General features: G+C 61.9%; 10 protein-coding genes. 4 read left to right on the forward strand and 6 right to left on the reverse strand.

Features of this window, described 5'->3' with window-relative positions:
- Nucleotides 1–99 precede the first annotated feature (99 nt).
- The 4 genes from uvrB to katG all read left to right on the forward strand — a co-directional run bounded on the left by uvrB (nt 100) and on the right by katG (nt 5417).
- On the forward strand, nt 100–2280 hold the full coding sequence (uvrB, locus tag BSY18_RS18620; RefSeq protein WP_069051494.1) for an excinuclease ABC subunit UvrB: 2181 nt from the start codon (nt 100–102) through the stop codon (nt 2278–2280).
- A 165-nt stretch (nt 2281–2445) separates the two neighbouring features.
- Entirely contained in the window at nt 2446–2733 is a 288-nt protein-coding gene (locus BSY18_RS18625) for a type II toxin-antitoxin system RelE/ParE family toxin (protein ID WP_069051495.1), read from the forward strand.
- Entirely contained in the window at nt 2702–3022 is a 321-nt protein-coding gene (locus BSY18_RS18630; RefSeq protein WP_069051496.1) for a HigA family addiction module antitoxin, read from the forward strand. The genes BSY18_RS18625 and BSY18_RS18630 overlap by 32 nt, the downstream gene beginning before the upstream one ends.
- Before the next feature lie 151 nt (nt 3023–3173).
- Nucleotides 3174–5417 carry a catalase/peroxidase HPI gene (gene katG, locus BSY18_RS18635; RefSeq protein WP_069051497.1) on the forward strand — a complete coding sequence of 748 codons (2244 nt, stop codon included), beginning with the start codon at nt 3174–3176 and terminating at the stop codon, nt 5415–5417.
- Nucleotides 5418–5482: 65 nt separating this feature from the next.
- On the opposite strand, the gene BSY18_RS18640 is transcribed toward katG, so the two are convergent.
- The 6 genes from BSY18_RS18640 to BSY18_RS21485 form a co-directional block, all read right to left on the reverse strand.
- Nucleotides 5483–7627 (reverse strand): AsmA family protein, encoded by a 2145-nt coding sequence (locus tag BSY18_RS18640; protein WP_236823411.1) that lies wholly within the window; start codon nt 7625–7627, stop codon nt 5483–5485.
- 200 nt (nt 7628–7827) lie between these two features.
- Entirely contained in the window at nt 7828–8487 is a 660-nt protein-coding gene (locus BSY18_RS18645; protein ID WP_171900278.1) for a hypothetical protein, read from the reverse strand.
- 135 nt (nt 8488–8622) lie between these two features.
- Nucleotides 8623–8976 carry a hypothetical protein gene (locus BSY18_RS18650; RefSeq protein WP_069051499.1) on the reverse strand — a complete coding sequence of 118 codons (354 nt, stop codon included), beginning with the start codon at nt 8974–8976 and terminating at the stop codon, nt 8623–8625.
- A 68-nt stretch (nt 8977–9044) separates the two neighbouring features.
- Nucleotides 9045–11339, reverse strand: a complete 2295-nt coding sequence (locus tag BSY18_RS18655; protein ID WP_236823412.1) for an adenylate/guanylate cyclase domain-containing protein — start codon at nt 11337–11339, stop codon at nt 9045–9047.
- Nucleotides 11336–11797: a hypothetical protein gene (locus BSY18_RS18660; protein ID WP_150126334.1), complete on the reverse strand. Its 462-nt coding sequence runs from the start codon at nt 11795–11797 to the stop codon at nt 11336–11338. The genes BSY18_RS18655 and BSY18_RS18660 overlap by 4 nt, the downstream gene beginning before the upstream one ends.
- Nucleotides 11798–11947: 150 nt before the next feature.
- Nucleotides 11948–12106 (reverse strand): hypothetical protein, encoded by a 159-nt coding sequence (locus BSY18_RS21485; RefSeq protein WP_156317921.1) that lies wholly within the window; start codon nt 12104–12106, stop codon nt 11948–11950.
- Between the last annotated feature and the right edge of the window lie 9 nt (nt 12107–12115).

Here is a 12115-nt window from a genome sequence, read left to right on the forward strand (position 1 = left end):
GAGATGCCGTTTGGCGATTGCAATTGTCCCGGCATATCGCCCCGATTTGTCGGGTGCCAGCCCTTGCGCCGCGCCCTTCGCCTGCGCATATCCCGGTGCATGGCAGAACTGGTAATCCGACGTGGTCTTGAAGAGCCGCAAACCGATGGCACGTTCGTGCCGCACAAGCCGCAGCGCCCCGAAAAGGCCGAGGGCGGGCGCGCGTTCAAGCTGGTCAGCGAATACACGCCCTCGGGCGACCAGCCGACCGCGATCAAGGAACTGGTCGAGGGCATCAGGGCGCACGATCAAGATCAGGTGCTGCTCGGCGTCACCGGTTCGGGCAAGACCTTCACCATGGCCAAGATCATCGAGGCGACGCAGCGCCCCGCGCTGATCCTGGCGCCCAACAAGATCCTCGCCGCGCAGCTTTATGGCGAGTTCAAGAGCTTCTTCCCCGAAAACGCGGTCGAGTATTTCGTCAGCTATTATGATTACTACCAGCCCGAGGCCTATGTGCCGCGCTCGGACACGTACATCGAGAAGGAAAGCTCGGTAAACGAGGCAATCGACCGGATGCGCCATTCGGCCACCCGATCGCTGCTCGAGCGCGACGACGTGATCATCGTCGCATCGGTGTCGTGCATCTACGGTATCGGCTCGGTCGAGACCTATTCGGCGATGATCTTCGACATCAAGGCAGGGACAAGCGTCGACCAGCGCGAGCTGATCCGCAAGCTGGTCGCATTGCAGTACAAGCGCAACGATGCGAGCTTCACCCGCGGCAACTTCCGCGTGCGCGGCGATACGCTCGAGCTGTTCCCGTCGCACTATGAGGACGTCGCCTGGCGCATCTCGTTCTTCGGCGACGAGGTGGAATCGATCAGCGAGTTCGACCCGCTCACCGGCAAGCCCGGCGACAAGCTCGAGCGCGTTCGGGTCTACGCCAACTCGCACTATGTCACCCCCGGCCCGACGATGCAGCAGGCGGCAGCGGCCATCCGCTTCGAGCTGACCGAACGATTGAAGGAGCTCGAGATCGAGGGACGCCTGCTTGAGGCGCAAAGGCTGGAGCAGCGCACCAATTTCGACCTCGAGATGATCGCCGCGACCGGCAGCTGCGCCGGGATCGAGAACTATTCGCGCTTCCTCACCGGTCGCCTGCCGGGCGAGCCGCCGCCGACTTTGTTCGAATATCTGCCGGAGAACGCGCTGCTGTTCCTCGACGAAAGTCACCAGACGGTGCCGCAGATCGGCGCGATGGCGCGCGGGGATCACCGCCGCAAGCTGACGCTCGCCGAATACGGCTTTCGCCTGCCCAGCTGCATCGACAACCGCCCGTTGCGGTTCAACGAGTGGGACGCGATGCGCCCGCAGACGGTCAGCGTCTCGGCGACGCCGGGCAACTGGGAGATGGAGCAGACCGGCGGCGTGTTCACCGAACAGGTCATCCGTCCCACCGGGCTCATCGATCCGCCGGTGGAGATCAAGCCGGTCGAGGAGCAGGTCGATGACCTGATCAACGAGTGCAAGAAGGTCGCGGCGCAAGGCTATCGCACCTTGGTCACCACGCTGACCAAGCGGATGGCCGAGGACCTGACCGAATACATGCACGAGGCGGGAATCAAGGTCCGCTACATGCACTCGGACGTCGAGACCCTGGAGCGTATCGAGCTGATCCGTGACCTCAGGCTTGGGGTTTACGACGTGCTGATCGGCATCAACCTGCTGCGCGAGGGATTGGACATCCCCGAATGCGGGCTGGTCGCGATCCTGGATGCAGACAAGGAAGGGTTCTTGCGCAGCGAAACCTCGCTGATCCAGACCATCGGCCGCGCCGCGCGCAACGTCGAGGGCCGCGTGATCCTCTATGCCGACCGGATTACGGGCAGCATGGAACGCGCGCTCAACGAGACCGACCGCCGCCGCGAGAAGCAGGTGGCGTACAACGAAGAGCACGGCATCACCCCCACGACGATCAAGCGCAACATCGGCGACATCATCGCGCATGTCGCCAGCAAGGACAGTGTGCTGATCGATACCGGCGATGCGGACCGCCCGCACATGGTGGGCCACAACCTGCGTGGCTATATCGAGGAGCTGGAGAAGAAGATGCGCGCCGCCGCTGCCGATCTCGAGTTCGAGGAAGCCGGAAGGTTGCGCGACGAGATCCGCAAGCTGGAGGCGGAGGAGCTGGGGCTACCGGTCGAACAGCGCGTGGCTGCGCCGAAGGGTCGGGCGACTGAGGGTAAGCCTGGCACGCGCAAGATGCGCTACGGGAAGACGCAGCGGAAGTTCTGACGAAATCCCTCGATTCTTGAGGATAAGTTTTCCCCCGGGATGCTGGAATTTTGTTTATTAGTCCTGTTGGGTTCAATCCGACGAGGTCTTCATGTGCTCGCCAGCCAAACTGCACCGTCCACTTCTTGCTACTGGATATGATCTTGGCTTCGCAGGGAAGCCAGCATGATCCGTTCGTTTGGCGACCGAGAAACCGAAAAGATCTGGCAACGCAAGCCAAGTCGCAAACTGCCGCCGGATATCCAGGCCACGGCCTTGCGCAAGCTGTTGCAACTCGATTCCATCGAGCAACTTCAAGAGCTGAGGGTGCCGCGCGGCAACCGGTTTGAGCAGTTGAAAGGTTATCAACCGTTGCGATATAGTGTGCGTATCAACGACCAGTGGCGGCTGACGTTCAACTGGTCCGACGGAGGTGCCCACGATGTCCGGATCGAGGACTATCACACTGGATGATGAGCGGCTGGACAACGTCCATGTCGGCGACATCCTGCGTGAAGATTTTCTGATCGGCACCGAAATTCCGGTAGAAGACGTCGCGGCAGGTTCCGGCATCGATGTGGACGAGATCATCGCCATCATGGATTGCCGGAAGGATGTGGATGCGCGTATCGATCTGCGCCTCGCCCGGTATTTTGGAATGTCAGACGGATTTTTCCTGAGGCTCCAAAACCATTGGGATATCGAGGAGGTCCTTCGTAGCGAAGGCGCAGAACTCGACCGGATCATACAGCGGGCCGCCTGAACACTTCACAGGACTCGCTACCGCCTGCAGCGCCCCTCCTGATCTAGTTTCTCACTAACATATATCAGGAAAATCGGTTTTCTAAATCAGGCGGGTTGGGCTTAACCTCTGGTGAACGGCGAATTCGCCGGTTTGCCAGGAGCCACAACCCATGAATCGCACATCTGTTTCCGTGTTCGCCTTGCTGGCGTTCAGCCTGTCCGCGCCTGCAGCGCTGGCGAGTGCCGAGAACGCCCCCACCGTCACCGATGGACCCGCGCGCTCGGCTGCGATGTCCAACCAGGATTGGTGGCCCGAGCGGCTCGACCTGTCGCCGCTGCGCCAGCATGCTGCGGAGTCGAACCCGATGGGCGACGATTTCGACTACGCCAAGGAATTCCAGACGCTGGACATCGCTGCGGTGAAGAAGGACATCGAGGCGCTGATGACCACCTCGCAGGATTGGTGGCCGGCCGATTACGGCCATTACGGTCCGTTCTTCATCCGCATGGCCTGGCACAGCGCGGGCACCTATCGCGTCACCGATGGCCGCGGCGGTGCGGGCGGTGGCCAGCAGCGGTTCGAGCCGCTCAACAGCTGGCCCGACAACGTGAACCTCGATCGTGCGCGCCGTCTGCTGTGGCCGATCAAGCAGAAGTACGGCCGCAAGCTGAGCTGGGCCGACCTCATGGTGCTCACCGGCAACGTCGCGCTCGAATCCATGGGCTTCAAGACCTTCGGCTTCGCCGGTGGCCGCACCGACGACTGGGAGGCCGACAAGGTCTATTGGGGCCGCGAGAAGAAGTTCCTCGCCGCCGATCGCTATCATGGCGACCGCCAGCTGGAAAAGCCGCTCGCGGCGGTCCAGATGGGCCTGATCTACGTCAACCCCGAGGGTCCGAACGGCAACCCCGATCCGCTGGCAGCGGCACGTGACATCCGCGAGACTTTCGGCCGCATGGCGATGAACGACGAGGAAACCGTGGCGCTGATCGCGGGCGGCCATACCTTCGGCAAGGCGCATGGCGCGCACAAGCCCGACGATTGCATGGGCGCCGATCCGGCAGGTTCCGCGACCGAACAGCAGGGCATCGGCTGGGTCAACAAGTGCGGCACAGGCAAGGGCGCGGACACCATCACCAGCGGCCTGGAAGGCGCCTGGTCGGTCAATCCGATTGCCTGGACCAGCCAGTATTTCGACAATCTCTACGCGTTCGACTGGGTGCAGACCCGCAGCCCGGCAGGTGCGATCCAGTGGATCCCCAGCGACAAGAACGCGGCCAATCTGGTCCCCGATGCGCATGACAAGACCAAGCGCCACGCGCCGATCATGTTCACCACCGACCTGTCGATGAAGATGGATCCGGGCTATCGCAAGGTGTCCGAACGCTTCCACAAGGATCCGGACGCGTTCGCCGATGCCTTTGCCCGCGCCTGGTTCAAGCTGACCCATCGCGACATGGGCCCGCGCACCCGCTATCTGGGCGCAGACGCACCCAAGGTCGACCTGATCTGGCAGGATCCTGTGCCCGCGGTGACGCATCCGCTGGTCGATGCAAACGATGTCGCATCGCTCAAGTCGCAGGTTCTCGCCAGTGGCCTGACCGGGCCCGAGCTGATCCGCACGGCATGGGCGGCAGCCGCAAGCTACCGCGACACCGACATGCGCGGTGGCACCAATGGCGGCCGCGTGCGTCTGGCCCCGCAAAAGGACTGGGCGGTCAACAATCCGGCCGAGATCACCCGCGTGGTGAGCAAGCTGGAGGCGGTGCAGGCATCGTTTAACAAGGCGCAGAAGGGCGGCAAGATGATCTCGCTCGCCGATCTGATCGTGCTGGGCGGCAATGCGGCGATCGAACAGGCCGCAGCCAAGGCCGGGCACAGCCTGACCGTGCCGTTCACCCCGGGTCGCGGCGATGCCACCCAGGCGCAGACCGATGTCAGCTCGTTCGCATCGCTCGAGCCCACTGCCGATGGCTTCCGCAACTATTACAGCGCGGCCAGCGAGATGGCGCCGGTGGACATGCTGATCGACCGGGCCAACCTGCTCAGCCTGACGGTGCCCGAAATGACGGTGCTGGTCGGCGGACTGCGCGCGCTGGATGCCAATACCGGCGGGTCCAAGCATGGCGTGTTCACCACCACGCCGGGGCAGCTCAACAACGCATTCTTCGTCAACCTGCTCGACATGGGCAGCAAGTGGTCGAAGTCGGCGGGCAATCCGGGGCTGTATGAAGGCCGCGATATCAAGTCGGGCCAGGTCAAGTGGACCGCAACCCCGGTCGACCTGGTGTTCGGATCGAACTCCGAGCTGCGCGCGGTGGCGGAAGTCTATGCTGCAAGCGACGGCGAGCAGAAGTTTGCCCAGGACTTCGTCGCAGCCTGGACCAAGGTGATGAACCTCGGCCTGATGTAAGGCTTGATGACCTGACACGAAGCGGCGGCGCAGGGGCAACCCTGCGCCGCCGTTTTCATGTCCGGTCAGAAGATGCCGAGGAACTTCTTGTCGTCCTTCTTGCCGCTGGTCGCCTTCTTGCCGTTGCCGACATCGTCTCGCGGCTTGCCCTTGGTGGTGCGCTGGCCGGCGGCCCTTGCGCCCTGCAGCACCGGACCGCAGGCGGCAGACTTGGCATCGCCGACATCGACGAACGCCAGCAGCGCAGCAGGCGGCGCGGCGAGCACCGCCAGCCCCAGGCCCAAGCCTGCGCGGCCCAGCAGTTCGGGGCTGATGACGTTGAGCTTGGCGGACGAGAAATAGCCGCCGATCTGCACCGGCGACTGGCCCGACACGAGGCTGAACTTCTTGCCATCGGCGCGGAAGGCCATGTCCATCTGCTCGGTGGCGAAGCTGAAGCCGCCGCGCCCGGTGATCACGTTCTTAGTGGTGTCGATCAGGATCGGGTCCGCCGCCGCCGCGCCCTTGCGCACGGTAAACGCGACCAGCCCGCAATTGATCTGCACCGGGTCCTTCAGCTTGTCCTCGAACATCTTCTGGACGAAGGTGCCGAAATCTAGCTCTGCCAGCTGGACGTTGCGCGTCCAGAAGGTGCCCTTGGGGATGACGAACGCCATCCGGCCCGATGCGCTGCCGAGCGAATCGTGCAGCGCGTCGCCATCGCCGGTCAGCTGGATGCGGCCCTTGACCGTGCCGGTGGTGCCCGCCTCGGCGACGCCGAACCCGCTGAGCAGCTGCGCCATCGGGGTCGAGGCCAGACGGATGTCATATTGCGTGCGCGCCGGGCGGCGGCGCCAATCGATGGCGATATCGGACTCAAGCTTGCCCCGCGCCATGGTCAGCACCAGAGGCGACAGCTTGAGCATGCCATCATCGAGATCGACGGTGACCGAGATGTCGCTGATCGGAATGCTGTCCGACCGCAACCGGGCAGCGGTGTAACGCACATCGGCGTCGAACACGCGCAGCCCTTCGGCGCGAAGGCTGGCATTGGGCAACAGACGGGCAGGGGCCGCACCGCTTTCCGCAGCCGCCGCCTGGACGCCGCGCGCCGCCACGACATCGGGATTGTAGCCGATAAAGGGTGAGACATCGATGATGTCGAGTGTCTTTGTCGCCAGCGTCGCATCGACATGCACCCGTTCGCCCGCCATGTTGACGGTGAATTTGCCCGCGATGTCGCTGTCGCCGAACGTGCCCTTCAGGCCGGTGAAGCGATATTCGCGGTCGCTCTTCACCAGCGTGGCATTGAGTTTGTAGGTCCGGGTGCGCGGGATGACGACGCCGATGATCCCCAACAGCTCGGCGGCATTGCGGCCCCGCGCCCTGGTGGCCAGCGGTACGCCCTCGATATCGGCGAGACTGGGCAGGGTGCCCGAGATATCGATGATGTTGTTGGCAGCGCGCGCCTGCAGCTCAAGCTTGTTCTGGCCGCGCTGTACCGTGGCATCAGGGGTCAGCAGCGCGCCCTTGAGCGTGAAGGGGGTCGAGCGCAACGTGCCGTCGCCGGTGAACCGCACCGCCTGGCCGATTCTGGCATCGTTCGACACCACCGAGGCGAAGTCGAGATCGGTCAGCAGCTGGAGCACGGGGTCGCGGTATCGCACCTTGGTATCGCGCAGCGAAGCCCGGTCGATCGTCGGCAACTCCAGCGGCTTGGCATCGCCGCTGCTGTCGAATGTCCAGGTGTTGGCGGTGCGCCGGGCGTTCCATTCGAGATCGACCGCGCCCTCGGTCAGGTCAAGCCAGTACAACCGCCAGTTGCCGAGCAGCAGCGGCAGCGGCGCGATCCGGGTGTCTATCCTTCGCGCGGTGAACAGATAGGGGCGCGTCGCCCATTCCGGGTTCGAAACCGTCAGTCCTTCGGCGAAAAACTTGATCCTGAAAGGCGCGAAGTAGAGCTGGAAGTCTCCCTTCACCGCCACCTCGCGTTCGGTCAGCGATGAGGCGATGCCTTCGACCGGGCCCTTGAGAAAGCGCCCCTTGGTGATGAAAAGGATCAGCCAGATGGCAAACAGCGTGCCCAGCACACCGACCGCGATATTGCGCGCGATACGCAGACGGCGCTTGCGGCGTTCGGCGCTATCAGGCGGGGTCAGCTCCGACGGAGTGGGAACAGGCGCGGGGGTGACAGAAGCGGGATCGGATGCGTCGTGCGATGTCGGGTTCATTATTGCGCCTAGCACGAATGGCCCGAGCCTCTGCCCTTTTTTCCTCGGCTGGAAAGGAGCGCAGCTGCGGACGGCGGAAAAAAGCTGTCTGGAGCCAACACACGAACGGCCATATCGTTGCCCGCAGCTCCGATTTGCCCTTTAGCCGTCATGCGCGCAGTGTTTCGGCGGGCTGCGCGAATTCCGGTAGCGGCAGGACGTCAGCGAGGCCCGAAAAAGTCCTTCTTCAGCCGCGTGCGTTCAATATCATACCATTTGGGCAACTTGTTGATCAGCGTCTTGCTGACACCGTCGTCGGTCATGATATAGGGTCGATCGACATAGTTCAGCTTCTCTTCGTAGAATTTCATGCAGTATTTATAGATGCTGTTCTTGTCGATCGGGTTCTTGCTGAACAGGAACTGGTCGGCGATGACTTCGGATGAATCGCTTTTGCTCATGTCGATCCAGAAGATCGGGTAGGGCAGGCCGCCCAGAACTCCTTGCAGAATTTCTGAGCCGTCATAGTTGATCTTGACATTGGATAGCGAACCGCCGTCGCCGGACAGTTCCGACAGGACGTAGAGGAACACCGCATCAATGCTCAGAACGAATTTTCTGGGTGTTGCCTTTTTGGTCAGTCGAAACCCGATATCGATCGCAGGGCCGATGAAATCGATCTCGACGCCATTTTTGACCGGGTTGCTCTCAAAGCCGTCCAGGATGTCCAGCAACTGGGCTGGAGAGGTTCCAAGCTGATCTGCTTTTTGCGAACGGGTGGCGGCTTCCGCGCTTGTTGCTTTTTCCAACTTGGCATTATGCTCGGGCCCAGGGTTATTGCCATCCTGGCCCGAAAATCCTGAAAACTGGACGCCAACCAAAACCTTGTTCTGTATCGGAAATTCACCGACCCAGGCGGTCGATTTGATCGAAATCTCGGGATTCTTGAGATCCTTTTCGAACCTCTTGTAGAGCTCCTGGATCGCATTGATCCAGATGTCGATGCACTCTTTTGCCTAATGACGATTGGCCACGTATTTGCGGTAAACCAGTTCGTCGCCGATCGTTTTCCAAAGTATAGGCTTGGTGCCCAGCCTTTTTTCAACCAGCGTCGCATCCTTGAGGCTCAGCAGATGTGCCTTGCGTTCGCTCCATTTCTTGTCGAAGCAATGTCCGAGACTGGTGAAAAAGAACTGCAGTGTCGTTGCCCACTCCTGCGTGTCAGGATGATGGACATTTCTCTTTCGCTGTTTGCGTTTCTTCTGCTTTAGGGCGGTTGATCCGACTAGGTCTGCACTCAGAAACAGTATCTGTTTGGGTTCGGCAAAGCGCACGAACTTCTGTTCAAGGTCATCATCTGTGATCGACATGCAAACGCCCCCGTTGCTTCGGCAGCAGTAACGCTGTCAAAGATCAGGGATGTCAATACGCATTGTGATTATTTGTCCTTCATCACCCAGACGCCGTCCCACGCCTGTGTCGGCGGGTTGGCCTGCATCGCGCGGCAGCGGTCGACATAGGTGCGCGACAGGCCGTCGCCCGGGTTCAGCGACAGGCATTTCTCGAAGCGGGCGATCGCCTCGTCCCAGCGGGCGGCGCGATAGGCGATCATGCCGTCCTCGAAATGGCCGAGCACATCGCGCATCGCGGGAAACGACTGCGCGTCGTGATAGTCGAGCAGTTCGAAGACGCGCACCGGTGCAGTCTTGCCCTTGACCACCACCAGATCGATATCGCGCATCCGGTAGGTGCCGTTGAACTTGGCAACGGAGGTCTCGCTCGCCAGGATGCGCGCGGAATAGGCCTTGCACGCGCTTTCCAGCCGGCTGGCGAGGTTCACGCCATCGCCGATCACGGTGTAGTCCATGCGCTTGGGGCTGCCGATATTGCCCGAAACGATGTTGTCGGTGTGGATGCCCACGCCCATGTCGACGGTCTTCAACCCCTTGTCGCGGCGCTGCGCGTTCCATTCCCACAAGGTGCGGATCATATTTATGGCTGCGCGCGCGGCGCGATCGGGATCATCGTCGTGCGGCATCGGCAGGCCGAAGCAGGCCATGATCGCATCCCCGATGAACTTGTCGAGCATGCCGCCCTGCGCGGTGATGCAGTCGACCATCAGGCTGAAATATTCGTTGAGGAACGACACCGTCCCTTGCGCGCCATATTCCTCGGTGATGGTGGTGAAGCCGCGGACATCGGTGAACATGATCGTCGCTTCGGCACTGACCCCGCCCAATAGGTCGAGCGCATCGCCATCCATCATCTGCGCGGCGATCACCGGGTCCATGTAGCGCGACATCGTCGATTTCATGCGCTTTTCGCTGCTGATGTCTTCGACCATCAGCATTGATCCCAGCTTGCTGTCGTCGCTTTCGGACACCAGGGGCATGATCGTGAGGTTGACCGACTTGTGCACGCCCGACAGCGCGACATCGGCATCGGGGAAGATGTCGCTGATGCGCTCCTCCTTCACCTTCTCGATCCGCTCGATGATCCAGCCACCGGTCTCGCCGAGCAGATCGGACAGCAGCTGGCCCTGGACCTCTGCCGCCTTGCACGCCCAGATCCGCTCGATCGCCTGGTTGCAGGTGATCACCTTGCCCAGCGGATCGAGCGTGATCACCCCGTTGGACATGCTTTGCAGCACCGACTCGTTGTAGAGCTTCATTCGCTGGACGTCGTCGAACAGCTTGGAGTTCTCGAGCGCGATCGCGATCTGCCCGGTGAAGGTCTTGAGCTGCTGCTCGTCCTTGTCGGTGAACGCGCCGGTCTTCTTGTTGAGCACCTGAGTGACCCCGATGACCTCGCCCTGCTTGTTGATGATCGGCACGCACAGGATGCAGCGGGTGAAGAAGCCGGTCTGCCGATCGAAGCTGGGGTTGAAGCGCAGATCGGCATAAGCGTGCGGGATGTTGAGGCTCTGCCCGCTGGTGAACACCGTACCTGCGATCCCCGCGCTCGACGGGAAACGGATCTCGTTGACCTTGCCGCCGGCTGAAAACATCGAGAACAAGGTATCGGTGGCCTTGTCGTGGATGAAGATAGTCGCACGTTCAGCCTCGAACATCCGCACCGTTTCGGCGACCACGCGCTGCAGCAGCCGGGTGAGATCGACTTCCGAGCTGATCTCGGAAATCATCGAGAGAAACGCGAGCTCCTTGGCGCGGACCTGCTCGATCTCCTCGATCGATTGCAGGCTCTGCAGGAACACCGTCGCCTGGCTGGTCATCTCCTCGAGCAGCGAGACGTCCTCGGCGGTGAAGTCGCCCTCGTGCTTGTTGATGTTCTGCATCACCCCGATGATCTGGCCCAGCGGAGTGCGGACGGGAACGCACACGATGTTGCGCGTCCTGTAGCCGGTGCGCTGGTCGACCGTGCTGTTGAAGCGCGGATCGGCATAGGCGTCCTTGACCATCAGCGATTGCCCGGTCTGGAAGACCTCGCCCGCGATGCCCGATGTGTTGAGGATGCGGATTTCCTGGCTCTGGCTTCCTTGCGCAAAACGCGAATAGAGCTCGCCGGTCTTGGGATCGTTGAGGAACAATGTGCCGCGATCGCAATTGAGCTCGCGCGAGGTGAGTTCGACGAGCATGGCGAGCACGCCATCGATCTGCGTCATCGTCGCGCATTTGCGGGTGACCTCGAGCAGCACCTCGGTGCGGCGCAAGGCCGCGGCGCGCTGGTCTTCGGTCATCGGGCGGGCAAGGGTGTCGGCTATGGGGGGTGTCATGCGGCGGTCTGTCCCATGTGTGCGACCACGTGTTCGTCCAATCTTTCGCGCAGCGCCTGGACCTGCTGCTGCAGGGCCAGTCGCTCGCGGGCATGTTCGGCTTCCATCGTCATCCGCGCCTGATCGAATACGGCGCGTTCGCCGTCCAGCGTCAGCCGAAGGGCATCGATGCTGCCCCTGAGCTGGGCGATTTCGGCCTGCGCACCCGCGCGGTCTGCCTGCAGCGCGCGGTCATGCGCCTGTTGCTGCATCTCCATCTGATCGCGCATCTGCTGGATCGTGACGGTCAGGTCCGCGATCCGCGCGGCCTCTTCGGACTGGACGCGGGTGACGCGCCGGTCGGCCTCGACCGCTGCCGCCTCGAGCGACTGGCGCAGGCCATCGATCGTCGCCTGCAGATGCAGGTTGGCCGCGCGCATGTCGGAAAGCGTGTCAGGTGCAGTTTGGGCAAGTGTCATGTCGCAGTCGATCGTCCCCGCTGCCTGTGGTCCTATCGGTAACGGCGCAAGTCAAGCGCGGTTAACAGACCATTTGCCATATTTGGGACAATAGGCTGTGACAGCGGACACGTGGCTGAAATTTTGTCCAGCCGAACACCGGGTCGATGTTCAGCCGTCGAGTTTCAACGCCTTGCGCAGTTCGGCATTGATCCGGCTCTGCCAGCCGGGCCCCGTCCAGACGATAGCGACAGCGCGACCATCCAGTTCACCGAAGGATACGATACGATCTTCGCCATAGACAAAACGATCGTCTGGGATTTCAATCAAACCCCTTGC

This window comes from Blastomonas sp. RAC04 (assembly GCF_001713435.1).
In the GTDB taxonomy this organism is placed as follows: Bacteria; Pseudomonadota; Alphaproteobacteria; order Sphingomonadales; family Sphingomonadaceae; genus Blastomonas; species Blastomonas fulva.

Excerpts from the sequence above, each read along its gene's own strand:
- uvrB (WP_069051494.1), top strand. The coding sequence starts at position 100 with ATGGCAGAACTGGTAATCCGACGTGGTCTTGAAGAGCCGCAAACCGAT.
- BSY18_RS18625 (WP_069051495.1), top strand. The coding sequence starts at position 2,446 with ATGATCCGTTCGTTTGGCGACCGAGAAACCGAAAAGATCTGGCAACGC.
- BSY18_RS18630 (WP_069051496.1), top strand. The coding sequence starts at position 2,702 with ATGTCCGGATCGAGGACTATCACACTGGATGATGAGCGGCTGGACAAC.
- katG (WP_069051497.1), top strand. The coding sequence starts at position 3,174 with ATGAATCGCACATCTGTTTCCGTGTTCGCCTTGCTGGCGTTCAGCCTG.
- BSY18_RS18640 (WP_236823411.1), bottom strand. The coding sequence starts at position 7,627 with ATGAACCCGACATCGCACGACGCATCCGATCCCGCTTCTGTCACCCCC.
- BSY18_RS18650 (WP_069051499.1), bottom strand. The coding sequence starts at position 8,976 with ATGTCGATCACAGATGATGACCTTGAACAGAAGTTCGTGCGCTTTGCC.
- BSY18_RS18655 (WP_236823412.1), bottom strand. The coding sequence starts at position 11,339 with ATGACACCCCCCATAGCCGACACCCTTGCCCGCCCGATGACCGAAGAC.
- BSY18_RS18660 (WP_150126334.1), bottom strand. The coding sequence starts at position 11,797 with ATGACACTTGCCCAAACTGCACCTGACACGCTTTCCGACATGCGCGCG.